This is a genomic window from Flavobacterium sp. JAS, from assembly GCF_020991455.1.
Lineage (GTDB): Bacteria > Bacteroidota > Bacteroidia > Flavobacteriales > Flavobacteriaceae > Flavobacterium.
Window position 1 is genome coordinate 1 of sequence record NZ_JAJMOX010000004.1, and the last position, 16,224, is coordinate 16,224.

15 protein-coding genes are annotated in these 16,224 nt (G+C 33.7%); 12 read left to right on the plus strand and 3 right to left on the minus strand.

The window, feature by feature from the left end:
- Positions 1–178: 178 nt before the first annotated feature.
- Complete coding sequence (locus LPB88_RS06000; protein WP_230713511.1) at positions 179–406, minus strand: CDGSH iron-sulfur domain-containing protein; 228 nt, start codon at positions 404–406, stop codon at positions 179–181.
- Between the two features lie 383 nt (positions 407–789).
- Between LPB88_RS06000 and metG the strand changes: the two genes are divergently transcribed.
- From metG to LPB88_RS06025, 5 genes are all read left to right on the plus strand, one after another.
- A complete protein-coding gene (gene metG / locus LPB88_RS06005) occupies positions 790–2,847 on the plus strand; it encodes a methionine--tRNA ligase (protein ID WP_230713521.1) in 2,058 nt (685 codons plus the stop codon).
- 126 nt (positions 2,848–2,973) lie between these two features.
- Positions 2,974–3,861, plus strand: a complete 888-nt coding sequence (locus LPB88_RS06010; RefSeq protein WP_230713523.1) for a DMT family transporter — start codon at positions 2,974–2,976, stop codon at positions 3,859–3,861.
- A gap of 220 nt (positions 3,862–4,081) precedes the next feature.
- Entirely contained in the window at positions 4,082–4,789 is a 708-nt protein-coding gene (locus LPB88_RS06015) for an HAD family hydrolase (protein WP_230713526.1), read from the plus strand.
- Positions 4,789–5,418: a chloramphenicol acetyltransferase gene (locus LPB88_RS06020; protein ID WP_230713528.1), complete on the plus strand. Its 630-nt coding sequence runs from the start codon at positions 4,789–4,791 to the stop codon at positions 5,416–5,418. The genes LPB88_RS06015 and LPB88_RS06020 overlap by 1 nt, the downstream gene beginning before the upstream one ends.
- Positions 5,419–5,526: 108 nt before the next feature.
- Positions 5,527–6,657, plus strand: coding sequence for an OmpA family protein (locus tag LPB88_RS06025; RefSeq protein ID WP_230713530.1), 1,131 nt, complete (start codon positions 5,527–5,529; stop codon positions 6,655–6,657).
- 567 nt (positions 6,658–7,224) lie between these two features.
- Here the strand turns inward: LPB88_RS06025 and LPB88_RS06030 are convergent.
- A complete protein-coding gene (locus LPB88_RS06030) occupies positions 7,225–8,025 on the minus strand; it encodes a hypothetical protein (RefSeq protein ID WP_230713532.1) in 801 nt (266 codons plus the stop codon).
- 218 nt (positions 8,026–8,243) lie between these two features.
- Between LPB88_RS06030 and LPB88_RS06035 the strand changes: the two genes are divergently transcribed.
- The 4 genes from LPB88_RS06035 to LPB88_RS06050 all read left to right on the plus strand — a co-directional run bounded on the left by LPB88_RS06035 (position 8,244) and on the right by LPB88_RS06050 (position 11,364).
- Positions 8,244–9,692 (plus strand): hypothetical protein, encoded by a 1,449-nt coding sequence (locus tag LPB88_RS06035; RefSeq protein ID WP_230713535.1) that lies wholly within the window; start codon positions 8,244–8,246, stop codon positions 9,690–9,692.
- Positions 9,693–9,785: 93 nt separating this feature from the next.
- A complete protein-coding gene (locus tag LPB88_RS06040; RefSeq protein WP_230713538.1) occupies positions 9,786–10,304 on the plus strand; it encodes a ferritin in 519 nt (172 codons plus the stop codon).
- A gap of 82 nt (positions 10,305–10,386) precedes the next feature.
- Positions 10,387–10,572 carry a hypothetical protein gene (locus tag LPB88_RS06045; protein WP_083692280.1) on the plus strand — a complete coding sequence of 62 codons (186 nt, stop codon included), beginning with the start codon at positions 10,387–10,389 and terminating at the stop codon, positions 10,570–10,572.
- A 99-nt stretch (positions 10,573–10,671) separates the two neighbouring features.
- Positions 10,672–11,364, plus strand: a complete 693-nt coding sequence (locus tag LPB88_RS06050; RefSeq protein WP_230713540.1) for a DUF2461 domain-containing protein — start codon at positions 10,672–10,674, stop codon at positions 11,362–11,364.
- 69 nt (positions 11,365–11,433) lie between these two features.
- Here the strand turns inward: LPB88_RS06050 and LPB88_RS06055 are convergent, their stop codons facing one another.
- Positions 11,434–11,766 (minus strand): single-stranded DNA-binding protein, encoded by a 333-nt coding sequence (locus LPB88_RS06055; protein WP_230713554.1) that lies wholly within the window; start codon positions 11,764–11,766, stop codon positions 11,434–11,436.
- Between the two features lie 174 nt (positions 11,767–11,940).
- Here LPB88_RS06055 and LPB88_RS06060 point away from each other — a divergent pair, with 174 nt between their 5' ends.
- Genes LPB88_RS06060 through LPB88_RS06070 form a run of 3 tightly spaced genes read left to right on the plus strand, consistent with a single transcriptional unit; the run spans position 11,941 to position 16,220 of the window.
- Positions 11,941–13,470 (plus strand): bifunctional GNAT family N-acetyltransferase/carbon-nitrogen hydrolase family protein, encoded by a 1,530-nt coding sequence (locus LPB88_RS06060; protein ID WP_230713556.1) that lies wholly within the window; start codon positions 11,941–11,943, stop codon positions 13,468–13,470.
- Positions 13,467–13,814, plus strand: a complete 348-nt coding sequence (locus tag LPB88_RS06065) for a hypothetical protein (RefSeq protein ID WP_230713558.1) — start codon at positions 13,467–13,469, stop codon at positions 13,812–13,814. The genes LPB88_RS06060 and LPB88_RS06065 overlap by 4 nt, the downstream gene beginning before the upstream one ends.
- A 12-nt stretch (positions 13,815–13,826) precedes the next feature.
- A complete protein-coding gene (locus LPB88_RS06070; RefSeq protein ID WP_230713560.1) occupies positions 13,827–16,220 on the plus strand; it encodes a M20/M25/M40 family metallo-hydrolase in 2,394 nt (797 codons plus the stop codon).
- The last annotated feature ends 4 nt before the right edge of the window (positions 16,221–16,224 follow it).

Genomic DNA, 16,224 nt, shown 5'->3' on the forward strand with positions numbered 1-16,224 from the left:
ACTAAAAGTGGTATTTTTTTCATTTTCTAATTTTCTTACAATTCTGTGTAAATATATATTCTTTTTTTAAGAGTTTCCCATAATTATTATTCGAAAATTCCTTCAAAAACAAAATTATATAAAACAAAAAAGCTGCATTAAATGCAGCTTTAGTATGATAACATAGAAATTAAATTTCTTAGTTTGTTTTCATTGGCGGTAAATCAAACGCAACAGAATCGTGTTCGAAATTGTTACGGTGTCCACCATCGCAAAATGGTTTGTTTGCAGATAATCCGCAACGGCAAAGCCCTAATGCAGATCTTCCTTGAAGTCCGTAAACTGCTCCTTCAGAATCCATGATTTCGAAATCGCCTTCGATTTTTATAGATCCGTTTTTATTGATGATTAATTTTGTCTTGCTCATAACTTGTTTTTGTTTTTTCAGGGCAAAGGTTGCAAAATATATCTTTATTTATAAACTTCAAACGTAGTTTAAACTGGTTCTATTTTATTGTGATTTCACAGAGATACACGAAGTTTCCCGGAGATTCGCTAAGTTTTTTTTTAAAGAAATGAGAATTAATCTCGCAAACTCGCGAAGTCACAAAGTTTTTGTTTCACGCAGATTCCGCAGATTGAGCAGATTTAATTAAAAAACTTTGCGCCTCTGCGACTTTACGAGATTAAAAAACTTTGCGAATCTCTGTGTTTTTTCTTAGTGCAACTCTGCGAAATTGCGTGCGAATCTCCGTGAAATAACAAAATCTCAATTCTATTGCTTATTTTTGCACTCAATAAAATTGAGTTATGATACAGAATCCAAAGAGATATACTATTACGGCAGCATTGCCTTACACCAACGGACCTATACATATTGGGCATTTGGCGGGGGTTTACGTGCCTGCAGATATTTATTCGAGATATTTACGTTTGCAAGGAAAAGACGTTGCGTTTATTTGCGGAAGTGATGAACATGGCGTTGCAATTTCGATGAAAGCCAAAAAAGAAGGAATTACACCACAAGAAGTTATTGATAAATATGACGGAATTATTAGAAAATCATTTGCTGATTTCGGAATTTCGTTTGATAATTATTCTCGTACTTCGGCTAAAATTCATCATGATACGGCTCAGGAATTCTTTAGAACATTGTATGATAATGGTGATTTTATTGAAGAAACAACAGAGCAATTGTACGATGCAAAAGCAGATCAGTTTCTAGCAGACCGTTTTGTGGTGGGAACTTGCCCAAAATGTGGCAATGATGGAGCTTACGGAGATCAGTGTGAAAACTGCGGATCTACTTTGAATGCGACGGATTTGATTAGCCCAAAATCGACAATTACCGGAGAAACTCCGATATTGAAATCTACAAAACACTGGTTTTTACCTCTTGACAGATATACTGAATTCCTTACTGAATGGATTTTGGTTGGACATAAAAACGACTGGAAACCTAATGTTTACGGACAAGTAAAATCGTGGGTTGACGGCGGATTGGAACCTCGTGCGGTAACGCGTGACCTTGATTGGGGAATTGATGTTCCGGTTGAAGGTGCCGAAGGAAAAAAATTATATGTTTGGTTTGATGCGCCTATCGGGTATATTTCGTCTACAAAAGAATGGGCTGCACGCGAAGGAAAAGACTGGGAACCATACTGGAAAGATGAAGACACGAAACTGGTTCACTTTATTGGGAAAGACAATATTGTTTTTCACTGTATCATTTTCCCTGCGATGCTTAAAGCAGAAGGAAGCTATATTTTGCCGGACAATGTTCCTGCAAATGAGTTTTTGAATTTGGAAGGAAATAAACTTTCGACTTCTAAAAACTGGGCGGTTTGGTTACACGAATATTTAGAAGAATTTCCAGATAAGCAGGATGTTTTGCGTTATGCATTAACATCTAATGCTCCTGAAACTAAGGATAATGACTTTACCTGGAAAGATTTCCAGGCGAGAAATAACAACGAATTGGTTGCTATTTTCGGGAATTTTATTAATCGTGTGGTTGTTTTAACCAACAAATATTATGACGGATTTATTCCGACTCCGAATGAATTATCTGAAGTTGATGAAAATACTTTGGCAGAATTAAAAGCGTATCCAGCCGTGATTTCAAGTTCGGTTGAGCGTTACAGATTCCGTGAAGCATTGGGCGAATTGATGAATGTTGCTCGTTTAGGAAATAAATATCTTGCCGATGAAGAGCCTTGGAAAGTAATGAAAGACAATCCCGAGCGTGTAAAAACTCAAATGTATGTGGCGTTGCAAATTGCTGCTGCTTTGAGCATTTTGGCTGAACCGTTCTTGCCTTTTACTGCGGCTAAATTGTCAAGAATATTGAAAAACGAAGGCAATTTGAGATGGAATGACGTTGCTGAGAATTCAGAATTAATTCCGGAAGGGCACCAAATTGGTGAAGCTGAATTATTATTCGCAAAAATCGAAGACGAAGAAATACAAAAACAAATAGATAAATTGGAAGCTACAAAAACTGCAAATCTTGCCGAAAGCAAACAACCGGAACCTCAAAAAGAATTGATTCAATATGAGGATTTCGCTAAAATGGATTTACGTGTAGGAACAATCATTGAAGCCGAAAAAATGCCGAAAGCCAACAAACTTTTGGTTCTTAAAATTGATACCGGAACAGACGTTCGTACAATTGTTTCCGGAATTGCCGAAAGCTTTTCGCCAGAAGAAATCATTGGTAAACGTGTTACAGTTTTGGCAAACTTAGCGCCAAGAGCTTTACGCGGAGTTGAAAGTCAAGGAATGATCTTAATGACAACAAACGCCGAAGGAAAATTAGTATTCGTAAATCCTGATACTGACGCTCCAAATGGTGAAACGATAAACTAACGTTTTATAATAATTATAGAATTGCGTGAATCGATTAAAATTTTTAATTGATTCACGCTTTTTGTTTTTAAAATATGGCTTAATTGATTTACATTTAAAATAATTAAGTCTAAAAGTCCACAGAAAATGAAAATCACCAAACCAAGACTAGCTTTAATCTGCGGAATACTTTGTATTTCAATATTCCCGATATTGATTAAGCTTAAATTAGCACCGGGATTAATCTCAGCTTTTTATCGAATGACTTTTGCGGCGATTTTACTTGTGCCTTATGTGCTTATTACAAAAAGCTTCAAACTGCCTACGACAAAATTTATACTTCTTGCAGCACTTTGCGGCGTTTTATTCTCTTCGGATGTTGCCGTTTGGAATATCGCCATTCAGGATTCAAGCGCGACTCAGGCTTCGTTGTTGACGAATTTATCGCCGCTTTGGGTTGGAATTGGTTCTTTCTTCTTTTTGAAAATAAAACCTGCAACCAACTTCTGGATCGGAACTGCGGTTTCATTATTCGGGATGATTACTTTGGTTGGTTTTAGCTTTTTTATGGAATTGAATTTTGATCAGGCTTTCTTGTTTGCCGTTTTGTCCGGCATCTTATATTCGATTTATCTTTTGGTGAGTAAAAAAGTCCTTTCAGATGTTGATGTTTTATCCTTTATGACGATTAGCTTATTGGCTTCCAGCATTTATCTGGGAATACTTTGTTATTGCTTAGATCAGCCTTTTACCGGATTTTCTGATACGGGTTGGTTTGTGTTGGTACTTCAGGCGGTTATTTGTCAATTGTGTGCCTGGCTTTCTATTAGCTATGCCACACAACACATGCGTGCAACAAGGGTTTCGCTAAGTTTATTGAGTCAGGCTGTAATTACATCGATTTTAGCTTGGTTGTTTTTGGAAGAACAAATAACTTTACAAATGGTTTTCGGCGGAATCATTTTGCTTCTCGGAATTAGAATTACTTTTTACGACAAAACTATTTCATTTAAGAACTTGTTTGCTAAGAATTAGGATTGAGAAATGGGACGCGGATACACGGGTTTATGCGGATTTATTTTTTAGTCTCTCGCAGATTTGGCAGATTGAGCAGATAATTTTTTTAAATCTCTGCAAAAAAGTTAATGATCATTCATGAATTCGTGTTTAATCTGTGGCAAAAAAACCTGAAACAAAGAAAACCTGAAACTTGAAACAAATCTGCATCCAGCAGAAAACTTAAAACAAAAACATCATGTTACATAAAAGCAAAATACCAAACCTAAAAGTAATCGCATTTGATGCTGATGATACTTTGTTTGTAAACGAACCATACTTTCAGGAAACCGAACATAAATTTTGTGCTTTGATGGAAGATTATCTTTCACATCAGGGAATTTCACAGGAATTATTCAAGATCGAAATTGAGAATTTACCTTTGTACGGTTATGGAATCAAAGGATATATTCTTTCGATGATTGAAGCGGCGATGAATATTTCGAACAATACAATTCCGATTGAGGTTATTGAAAAAATCATTCAATACGGAAAAGAATTACTAGAAAAACCTATCGAACTTCTGGACGGAATCGAAGAAACATTGCAGGCTTTACATGGAAACTACAAATTGGTTGTTGCCACAAAAGGTGATTTAAAAGACCAACACAGCAAACTGCACCGTTCTGGTTTAGGGCATTATTTTCACCATATCGAAGTGATGTCAGACAAACAAGAAATAGATTATCAAAAACTTTTAGGCCGTTTAGACATTCAGCCTCATGAATTTTTAATGATTGGAAATTCTTTGAAATCTGATGTTTTGCCGGTTTTAGGAATTGGAGGTTACGCTGTTCATATTCCGTTTCACACCACTTGGGAACACGAAAAAATTAGTCATAAAGTAGAACATCAACATTTTAGTTCATTCGAAAAAATTACCGAAATAGTCCACAACTTACTCTAATGAAAACACTTTTAGATTTAGAAAACTGGAACAGAAAAGAGCATTTTGCACATTTCAGTAAAATGGAAGAACCTTTCTTTGGGGCTACCGTTGAGATTGATTGTACCAAAGCGTACCAAACAGCAAAAGAGCTCAAAGCTTCCTTCTTTATTTATTATTTACATAAAACACTCGTTGCAGTAAATTCAATCGAGAATTTTAAATACAGAATTGATAAAGACAAAATTTATATCAATGACCGAATTGATGTTTCGGCAACAATTGGACGTGAAGACGGTACTTTTGGATTTTCTTTAATCGAATATAACTCTGATTTTAAAACATTCGAACAAAATGCTTTAAAAGAAATAGAACGCATTCAAACCACAACCGGAATTTTTACAAGATCATTTGATGATGATAATGTAATTCATTTCTCGGCAATTCCGTGGCTAAATTTCACTTCACTTTCTCACGCAAGGAGCTACACTTTTCCTGATAGTTGCCCAAAGGTTTCTTTTGGTAAAATGATGACTTCAGAAACCGGAAAAAGAACAATTGCAATGTCTGTTCATGTTCACCATGGTTTAATGGATGGTTTACATTTAGGGCAGTTTGTTGATACATTTCAGGAATTAATGAATAAATAATAACCGAAAATATTTATTGTCCTATTCTGTTATATTTATAACTTATCTCGGAAGACATTTCTTACAAATAATTGTTTGTTTGAGGAAAATTTAAAATCTCAAATGACAATGAAAAAAATTGTGACAATGCTAGCATTTTCGGTAGGTTTAGCGAATCTGCATGCACAAACAGAAAAAGAAACTTCATCTAACTACAACAAATGGTCAGTAGAATTAGGGGCGGGTGTTAATAAACCACAAAGTCCAATGATGGAAAATCATTTTACATCTACACCAAGTTTTTGGGTAGGTGATTTAGGAGTGAGGTATATGTTTAATAATAAGTTTGGTCTAAAAGCAGATTTTGGATACAATAGTTTTACTGGAAAAAACAATTCAGTAGACTTTGATTCAAAATATTACAGAGCAGATCTTCAAGCAGTTGCAAACTTGGGCCGAATCATGAATTTTGAAACCTGGACTAAAACAATTGGTTTATTAGCTCATACAGGTTTTGGTTTAGCTCAGTTAGAGAACAAAGATTTACACGTTAAGGATAGAATGGGAAATTTCATCGCAGGTGTTACGGGTCAAATCAGATTATCTGACAGAATTGCTTTAACAGGTTATTTTACAACTATCGTAAATGCATCACAAGATTACACTTTTGACTGCGGATGCCCTGTAGAATCAAGAGGTTTTAACGGCGTACTTTTTAATGGTACAGTTGGGGTAAATGTTTACTTAGGTAAAAACACAAAACATGCTGACTGGACAGTTGTTTCACAAGATGTTGATCTTTCACCATTAGAAAGCAAAATTGCAGACCTTGAAGCTTTAGTAAGCAAAATCCCAGAGAAACAAGTTATTGTAGAAAAACCAGTAACTACAACGGTAGTAAATGACAAAGATCTTCTTAAAGAAATGATCGATGCTAAATACTACAGTGTTTATTTTGATTTTAATAAAGCGACACCTATAGAAAATTCAACAGCAGCAATTGATGTTGTTTTAACTTACTTAAGAAAAAATCCTTCAGCTTCTCTTGATATTTTAGGTTATGCTGATCAGGTTGGTAGTGCCGAATACAACGAGAACCTCTCAAATTTAAGAGCTAATAGTGTTAAAACTATTCTTGAAAAAGCAGGTATTTCGCCTTCAAGATTAAACGTAGTACCTCAAGGTGCTGATAATTCTATTCAAAAAGACTCAGAAGAAGCAAGAAGATTAGCAAGAAGAGTTACTTTTAAAATAAGATAGTCTCTACAATTACAAAATTAGAGCCCTGGAGAGATTTCTTCAGGGCTTTTTTTATACCTAACAATGCCTCTTTAGTTATCAACACAAAAGATACCACCATCGAATCTTCCAAATTATATAAACATTAAAGAACAAGTATAGTACTACTGTACCTTCTCAAAGCTTCATATTATCAGTCCTATTCAAAAGAAATGTCTGCACTGAGGACAATAGAACAATACGCTTTTCAAGCTCAATTTAAAGCTATTCTACCGCTTATAAATTTAACAACTTTGATTACCGGAAACCATCCCAACCAAAATCGATAGCTCTTTTTGAAAAAGATAATCCATGTTGTTTCCGTTTTATAGATATCCTTATAAACGTGCACAAAAAGGAGATTATATAACAAACTAAATACACTTCTAAAACAAAGTTCAAATGAGAGTTTATAAAAACAAAAAAAGTTGCAAGAACGTTCTTGCAACTTTTATATTAATTATTCTATCAATAAATCTATTTCGCTTTTTAAGACGAAACAAAACATATTTTATTGACGGTCGTCATCAAATTTTGTCTATAATAAACTTAGTAACTGTATACAGATGTTTCCGTAGTAATTGTATCACCAATTTGTAATGTCTCGGTTGACTTTGTAGGATAACCATTGGCATCATACTCATAACTGTAAGTCGTTGTCCCTGTTTGCGTAATAACATCATTATTTTTAGCCGTAGTAACTCTTCTAGTTACATTATTTGCAGAAAATAGCTGATTAAGTCCTGTTAGTAAATTAGAGCCTGAAGTATTGAGTCTAGGATTGTTTTTTGCATCATATGATTGTTTTTGAATCATATTGCCTCCAGAAAAAACATATCTTCCGCTTATTGTTGTTTGTTCTCCTTCATTTCCTAAACTATCACTGTTCCATTTAGTAAAAAAGATACTTCCATCATTATTATAAACATATTTAGTTTTATAGTACTTTCCAAATTCAGTACTTAAAACATAATCTACTTTTCCATTTGCATAAAAATATGCTTCTGAGTAATACACATCTCCTGCAAGATCCGCTTTCTCAATTTTCGTAATTATATCTCCGGTATAAGTATAATATGTAAAGTTAGAATCATTTACATCTTTTATTACCTTAGTCCCATCATAAGACAAATCAATTGTAGATGAAGCCCCGTTTGCATAGTTATGAACTAATTTTTTTAGCAAAATGGGCTCAACAATTACAGGAATTGAATCCGTTTTTGGCGGTGAAATTGTGTCATTCTTAATTGGGCCTACATTGTTTTTCGCCAAACAAGAAGCATCATAATCGTTAGTACAAGAAGTAAGTAATAATAAAGTACCACTCACTAAAAAAAGTATTTTTTTCATTTTTATATATTTATATATTTTGCGCGAAAATACATCTGAAATAATAGTTACCACATACACCAAAAGCTACTTTTGCACTAGAATAAGGTATCTTTAATTATGCTTTGAAAATAAAAACCATAATGATTGTGATATAGCATTAAAATTCTTAGTAACTTACAGTTCAAAAATTGTAAATTCAGCTAGTAAACTGGAATGATTTTCGACTTTAAAAACTCATGAAAAAACTATTATTCATTTTAGTATTAATCTGCAAATCAACTCTGTTTGGTCAAACAATATTGAATTCTTATCCAATAAACATGAGAAATTCAGGAGGATATGGTCAGATTATAAATGCTGAAAATACTAAAACACATGATGTGTTTGCTTTTATTGCAGACGATAAAAATCTTACCATCTTACAATACAACAAGGCATTGTTCTTAACGAATGAACTAAGAACTTCCCGAAGCAATATAGAAGACAAATTCATTATTGGATATAGTTTTGACGAAGACCGAAATCCAACAATTTATTGGTCTACAGAGGATTTTAAAAGTATTGTCCTAATTAAATACGACATGACCAACAAGGTTATTAAGCCTTTAAAGTTTAGTTTTCCGTATTCAAAAGAATATTTTATAGCCTCATTTCAAAAAAATAATATCTATTATATTCTGGCAAAAGACAGTGCAGAACAAACTTTAACCCTTTATAAGTTTAAAGATGAAACTGTTGAAGAAAAGCCTCTCGATTTTTCTGCTTTTACTTTTCAAAACAAAAACACACAATTCTTAACTTTCAATCAGTTCATCAGAGAATATCCTATCGAAAAGATTGAAGTACAAGATTATAATCCTCTTTCAAGAAGCATTAAAAAAAGCAAAGTCTATATGCTTGATAATCGGCTTGTATTGACATTTGATCAAAATCCGGCAAAAACACAGATATTTGAGGTCAATCTGGAAACCTACGAAATAAAGGAAAAGAATTTTCCTCAGTCACTTTCTGAAAAGCCAAAAAAACTGAGTAATTCATTTTTTCTCGATGATAAAGTTTTCCAAATCAACACTAATCAGGAGGAACTTTTATTAGACATAAAAAATTATAATACAGGCGAAACAATTAAAAGCGTCAAGATTTCGAAAAACGACACTATAAAATTTAAAAATTCGCCCTTGTTAGCTCAAATCGACGATCAAAAACCAAAAGAAATAAAAAAAACAAGCGCATTTTTAAAGTATTTATCAGGATTAGATTTAGGCATATCTGTTTTTAAAAACAACCAAAATACTTACATAACACTCGGAGGAATACCAAAAGAAGAAAGACCATATTATAGTTTTTATGATGATTTACAGCCTTTTCAAATAAACCTATCACAATTTGGTCAAAACCAAACTGTCTATTTTGAAAGTATATTAGATTCAAATTTTGAATTTATACAACAAAGACAAGAACCTTTTGCAAGTGATAATATTTATTATTTTTTGGATACAAACAAAAAAATAACGCTGCAAAACACACTAATTCTTGAAAACTATTCTATTCTGAGTTATTATGATTCCAGTGCGAAACAGTTTATCATGCGCAAATTCACCGATGGATTTATTCCAGATGAAATAACAAATCCTTTGATTGACAAAGCCGTTTTTTCAAAATCATTCAAATTTGACACTCCTTAACTTTATTGAGAATTAATCCAAATGCGCCATGTATTGAAGGTTTAAAAAAATGATTTGAATTATTTTTTTTAACTTTACAAAAAAGACACAATTATGTTATCAAAAAATATAGAAGCAGCATTGAACAAGCAAATTCGCATAGAGGCAGAATCTTCGCAAACCTACCTTTCTATGGCTTGTTGGGCTGAAGTACACGGATTAGAAGGAATCGCTCAATTTATGTACACACAATCAGACGAAGAGCGTGCACACATGCTTAAATTAATAAAGTATGTAAACGAACGCGGAGGTCACGCTCATATTACGGATCTAAAAGCGCCTAAAACATCTTATACTACATTTAAAGAAATGTTTGAAACTCTTTATAACCACGAAATTTTTGTTTCGGAATCTATTAATGAATTGGTACACATTACTTTTTCAGAAAAAGATTATGCAACTCATAATTTCTTACAATGGTATGTATCAGAACAAATCGAAGAAGAAGCTACTGCTAAATCTATTTTAGATAAAATCAACTTAATTGGAGATGACAAAGGCGGGCTTTACTTGTTTGATCGTGATATTCAGCAGTTAACAGTTACAAGCTCAATTGCAATCAATCCAAAATAAAAAAAGTTAAAGTTTATTTAGAATATATAAAAATAACATTTTTCATTTATATTTGCCACTGTTTTTATAATACAGAGGAAAATTGGGCAAGAAAGAAAAAGACAAGGACAAAAAAAAGGATAAAAAGAAAAAGAAGAATAAAGCTATCCTTGAGAACATTAAGAAGTTGGAAAACTGTAAATCTTCTTGTTGTGAGAAATACAAAAAAAGTGAAAAGAAACGTTGTTCACGTTGTCCTATGTTTGATTTATTCAAAAAAACAGCTTAAACTTATATATAAAATAAACCCACCAGAAAATTTGGTGGGTTTTTTTATGCTTAAATTACATTCGCATTCTGACTTTTAAAAAGACTCAAAATTTCTACTATGGAAAACAACATTATTATACCCAAATCAAGCCTTGATTTTTTGACTGAACTCAAGGAAAACAATAACAAACCTTGGTTTGATGCACATAAACAAAACTACTTAAACGAGTTAAATCACATTGAAACTTTTGCGGGTGCTTTGCTTCACGAACTCTCTAAAACTGATGTTCTGGAAACAGCTTCGGGCAAAAAAAGTGTTTACCGAATTTATCGTGATATTCGTTTTTCTAAAGACAAAACTCCTTTTAAAACTTTTTGGGGAGGCAGTTATACCAGAGCAACTAAAGAAAGACGCGGTGGCTATTATTTTCATATTGAAAAAGGAAACACTTTTCTAGGCGGTGGATTCTGGGGACCAAATACTGAAGATCTAAAACGCATTAGAGCCGAATTTGCTCACGATGACGAACCAATGCAAAAGATATTACAATCAAAATCTTTTGTAAGCAACTTTGGAAAATTACAGGGCGAACAACTCAAAACAGCGCCCAAAGGCTACGACACAGATCATAAAGCAATTGATTTACTTCGTTACAAACAGTTTTTGGTAATTAAACGTTTTACCGATGCTGAAGTCTTAAGTGATCATTTTTTAGAACAGGCTTTAAACACTTTCAAGAACATGAGGCCATTTTTTGACTATATGAGCGAAATCCTCACAACAGATATAAACGGAGCTTCCATTTTATAAGTTCAATTATAAAATTAAAAACCCGACACGTTTTACCTGTCGGGTTTGAATATCAAATCTTGATAAACATTATTTACTGAGTAGCAAAATCTCACTGACAACAACTTCGGTAATAAATCTTTTTTCACCGTTTTTATCATCATAACTTCTGTGAATTAGCTTTCCTTCGACACCAACTTCTTTTCCTTTTTCGACATATTTTTCGATAATTTCAGCGGTTTTCCCCCAGGCAGTAATGCGGTGCCACTCCGTTTGCTCAACTCTTTCGCCTTTATCATTCTTATATCTTTCGGTTGTGGCAATACTCAAATGCGCTAATTTTCTTCCGTTTTCTAATGTTTTGATTTCTGGATCGTTTCCTACGTTTCCAATCAATTGTACTCTGTTTTTCATTCCGTTCATGGCGTATACTGTTTAAATGTTCATATAAAAGAATTCGTTTATCAAATTCAACAAGGCAAAGATCCGCTGAGCCCCTATAAATATTCGGTTGTAAACTATTTACTTTCGGTTGTAAATATTTGTAAACGTTTGTAAGTGGAAATAATTTCGTATATTTGAGATAAATCTTACGATATGCAGACAAAAATCAATAAAGTTGAGTTGCGAAATTTAGAATTTGATGATTATAAACAATTGAAAGACTCAATGGTTGAATCTTATCCTGAAATGGCCGACTCATATTGGAAAGAAGATGATATCAAAAGATTACTTTCGATTTTCCCGGAAGGGCAACTCGTTATTCTTGCAGACGGAAAAGTAGTTGGATCAGCATTATCGCTTATTGTTGATGAAAAATTAGTAGATAAAAGACATAATTACAGACAAATTCTTGGCGATTATAGTTTTTCTACACACAATAAAGATGCGGAGATTCTATACGGAATCGATGTTTTTATACATCCAAATTACCGTGGTTTACGATTAGGACGCCGTTTGTATGACGCCAGAAAAGAGCTCTGCGAACAACTTAATCTAAAAGCAATTGTTTTTGCAGGCAGGATTCCTAATTATGGACAATATGCCAAAAAGCTGACTCCAAAAAACTATATCGAAAAAGTAAAACATAAAGAATTGCACGACCCGGTTCTTTCTTTTCAACTTAGTAATGATTTTCACGTATTGAGAATCATTAAAAACTATTTGGAAGGAGATGAAGAATCAAAGGAATTTGCTGTTCTCTTAGAATGGAATAATGTTTATTATGATGAAAGCCCAAAATTAATTAATCTTGAAAAAAGTGTTATCAGATTAGGTTTAGTTCAATGGCAAATGCGTCAATTGAATAATCTGGAAGAGTTTTTTGAGCAAGCAGAATTTTTTATTGATGTAGTTTCAGGTTACGGAAGCGATTTTGCTTTATTTCCGGAGCTTTTCATCGCACCTTTAATGGCCGATTATAATCATCTTTCAGAAGCTGAAGCCATTCGGGAACTTGCCCGATATTCTGATCCAATCCGAAAGCGTTTTCAGGAATTTTCCATCTCTTACAACATAAATATTATTACCGGAAGTATGCCTTATCTGGAAAATGGTAATTTATACAATGTTGGTTTTTTATGCAAAAGAGACGGAACTTCAGAGATATATACCAAAATTCACGTAACGCCAAACGAAGTACAACATTGGGGTATGAAAGGCGGATCCGAGTTTAAAACCTTTGATACTGATTGTGGTAAAATTGGAATCTTGATTTGCTATGATGTTGAATTCCCGGAACTTTCGAGAATTCTGGCAAACGAGGGAATGAATATTCTATTTGTTCCGTTTTTGACTGATACGCAAAATGCCTACACGCGTGTAAAACATTGTTCACAGGCTCGTGCAATAGAAAATGAATGTTATGTAGCCATTGCCGGTTGTGTTGGAAACTTGCCAAAAGTGAATAATATGGATATCCAATATGCACAAGCATCAGTATTTACGCCGTCTGACTTTGCTTTTCCCAGTAATGGTATAAAAGCCGAAGCGACCCCAAACACTGAAATGACACTAATTGTTGATGTTGATTTGAACCTGCTCAAACAACTTCACGAACACGGAAGTGTACGAATATTAAAAGATCGAAGAACTGATTTATATGAAATTAAAAAAATAGAATCATGAAGACTTGCCTTGAATGCTCCGGAAAACTGGTAGGTAGAGAAGACAAAAAATTCTGCTCAGACAGTTGCCGTAATGCCTACAACAATAAAATAAATAAAGATAGTACTAATTTCATGCGTAATGTAAACAACAAATTACGAAAAAATTACCGTATTTTGTCCGAGCTAAATACAGATGGCAAATCAAAAGCAACACGAGATAAAATGTTAAACAAAGGTTTCGACTTCGATTTTTTTACGAATGTTCTACAAACAAAAACAGGAAACACCTACTATTTCCTGTATGATCAAGGATATAGATCTTTGGACAATGATTATTTTATGCTCGTAAAAAAAGAAATTTAGTACTTATCAATCATGAAAAAAAACCAGACCTCAATTCTTGGCATCATCGGCATTCTAGCAATTCTAGCTATCATTTACCTCACAATGATGCCTCAATACATTTCAAAAAATGATGAAGCCCTTGCCGATTTTTCTACTGAAAGAGCACTAAATCAAGTCGAGATTATTGCACAAAAACCTCATTATGTAGGTTCATTAAATCATGAATTAGTAGCTAATTATCTAAAACTGGAACTTAATAGAATTGGACTAGAAACAAGTGTTCAGGAAGGTTTTACCCTCAATGATAAAGGGCTTCTGGTAAAATCCAAAAATATTCTTGCCCGTATAAAAGGAACAAACAGCTCTAAAGCGCTTTTATTACTATCTCATTACGACAGTGCGCCACACTCTTTTTCTAAAGGTGCAAGTGATGACGCTTCGGGAGTTGCAACGATATTAGAAGGAGTTCGTGCTTTTTTATATTCTAAACAACCTCACAAAAATGACATTATAATCCTTTTTTCAGATGCTGAAGAATTAGGTCTAAATGGAGCCGCACTTTTTGTAAACAAACATCCGTGGGCAAAAGATGTTGGTTTGGTGATCAATTTTGAGGCACGTGGTTCTTCAGGACCAAGTTATATGTTGATGGAAACCAACAAAGGAAATGAAGCTCTTGTTAAGGAATTCTCCAAAGCAAAGACCTCATATCCGGTTTCAAATTCTTTGATGTATAGCATTTATAAAATGCTTCCAAATGATACTGACTTAACCGTTTTTAGAGAACAAGGAAACATCCAGGGATTCAACTTTGCCTTTATAGACGGACATTATAATTATCATACACAACAAGACGATGTTCAGCATTTAAGCAAAACAACATTGGCACATCAGGGAACTTACTTGATGCCTTTATTAAAATACTTTGCCAATACAGACTTAAACGCTACAAACTCAAACGAAGATGATGTTTATTTCAGCGTACCGTTTTCATTCATTAATTATCCTTTTTCATGGGTAGCACCAATGACTTTTATTGCTCTGGGATTATTGATTCTCTTTATTTTCATCGGAAAAGCAAAACGCGTTATTACATTCCGAGAAATTTTCAAAGGATTTATACCACTACTTGGATCGATAATTATTGCAGGTTTGGTTACCTTTTTAGGATGGAAAATAGTTTTACAAATCTATCCGCAATACTCCGATCTACTTAACGGATTTACCTACAACGGTCATGCTTACATTGGAGCATTTGTAACACTTAGCATCGCAATTTGTTTTGCTTTTTACCATCATTTCTCAGAAACAAAGGTTACAATGAATCATTTTGTTGCTCCTCTACTTCTTTGGATTGTCATCAACGGATTTTTGGCCAATAGTCTAACCGGAGCAGGATTCCTTATTATTCCGGTTTATTTCGGAATTCTATTGTTTGGAATATTCGTTCTGACACAACATTATAGCTTAGGCTTAAATTTATTATTCTCAATCCCGGCTTTAGCGATCATAGCACCATTTATAGTAATGTTCCCTATTGGTTTAGGTTTAAAAATCCTTTACGGAAGTGCCGTTCTAACCGTTTTAGCCTTCGGCTTATTGCTGCCAATATTTGGTTCTTTTGCTAAAAAAGGAGTCTGGATAATGGTTTTCTTTATTACTTCGATTGGTTTCTTTGCTTACGCCGGATATCACTCTGATTATGAACACGGAAAAGCAAAATCAAACAGTTTATTGTATGTTTATAATGCCAACACCAACTCTGCAATCTGGACAACATACGATGTAAATTTAGACGAATGGACAAAAAGTTATCTAGGCGATAAAAATCAAAAAGCGGTTGGTTTAAACAACCTGCCAATATCCAGCAAATACAATTCGGGCTTTACATATAGTGCAATTGCGCCTGTTGTGGACGTACCAAAACCAACAATAGCATTTTTACAAGACAGCGTTGTTGGAAATAACAGATTTCTAAAAATAAAAATCACACCAAACCGAAAAGTAAACCGATACGATATCTACGCAAATCCTAAAATGACGTTTTATAATTTCAAAGCAAATGGTGTTTCTACTTTAGGACAAAAAGGAATTGAATTAGAGCGAGAAGGAATGCGACTTTTATCGTATTATGTTGTGGGTAATGAGCCGCTTGTAATGGAATTCTACATCAAAAAATCATCTGTTTTTGATATGGATTTAATCGAAAGCTCGTTTGATTTAATGACAAATCCGTTGTTTAAAATAAAACCTAGAAGCGACTGGATGATGCCAACACCTTTTGTTTTGAACGATGCCGTATTAATTCAGCAAAAAATCAAAAAATATACAGCTCCTGTAGCCACTATTCCAGCTGCAACAGTCGTAAAAGATAGTACAGCTATTGCAAAAGATACTTTGAAACCTATTGTAAAACCACAATAAAAAC

What these genes read in the sequence shown, in the direction of transcription:
- LPB88_RS06000 (WP_230713511.1), bottom strand. Translation starts at nt 406, where the DNA reads ATGAGCAAGACAAAATTAATCATCAATAAAAACGGATCTATAAAAATC.
- metG (WP_230713521.1), top strand. Translation starts at nt 790, where the DNA reads ATGATACAGAATCCAAAGAGATATACTATTACGGCAGCATTGCCTTAC.
- LPB88_RS06010 (WP_230713523.1), top strand. Translation starts at nt 2,974, where the DNA reads ATGAAAATCACCAAACCAAGACTAGCTTTAATCTGCGGAATACTTTGT.
- LPB88_RS06015 (WP_230713526.1), top strand. Translation starts at nt 4,082, where the DNA reads ATGTTACATAAAAGCAAAATACCAAACCTAAAAGTAATCGCATTTGAT.
- LPB88_RS06020 (WP_230713528.1), top strand. Translation starts at nt 4,789, where the DNA reads ATGAAAACACTTTTAGATTTAGAAAACTGGAACAGAAAAGAGCATTTT.
- LPB88_RS06025 (WP_230713530.1), top strand. Translation starts at nt 5,527, where the DNA reads ATGAAAAAAATTGTGACAATGCTAGCATTTTCGGTAGGTTTAGCGAAT.
- LPB88_RS06030 (WP_230713532.1), bottom strand. Translation starts at nt 8,025, where the DNA reads ATGAAAAAAATACTTTTTTTAGTGAGTGGTACTTTATTATTACTTACT.
- LPB88_RS06035 (WP_230713535.1), top strand. Translation starts at nt 8,244, where the DNA reads ATGAAAAAACTATTATTCATTTTAGTATTAATCTGCAAATCAACTCTG.
- LPB88_RS06040 (WP_230713538.1), top strand. Translation starts at nt 9,786, where the DNA reads ATGTTATCAAAAAATATAGAAGCAGCATTGAACAAGCAAATTCGCATA.
- LPB88_RS06050 (WP_230713540.1), top strand. Translation starts at nt 10,672, where the DNA reads ATGGAAAACAACATTATTATACCCAAATCAAGCCTTGATTTTTTGACT.
- LPB88_RS06055 (WP_230713554.1), bottom strand. Translation starts at nt 11,766, where the DNA reads ATGAACGGAATGAAAAACAGAGTACAATTGATTGGAAACGTAGGAAAC.
- LPB88_RS06060 (WP_230713556.1), top strand. Translation starts at nt 11,941, where the DNA reads ATGCAGACAAAAATCAATAAAGTTGAGTTGCGAAATTTAGAATTTGAT.
- LPB88_RS06065 (WP_230713558.1), top strand. Translation starts at nt 13,467, where the DNA reads ATGAAGACTTGCCTTGAATGCTCCGGAAAACTGGTAGGTAGAGAAGAC.
- LPB88_RS06070 (WP_230713560.1), top strand. Translation starts at nt 13,827, where the DNA reads ATGAAAAAAAACCAGACCTCAATTCTTGGCATCATCGGCATTCTAGCA.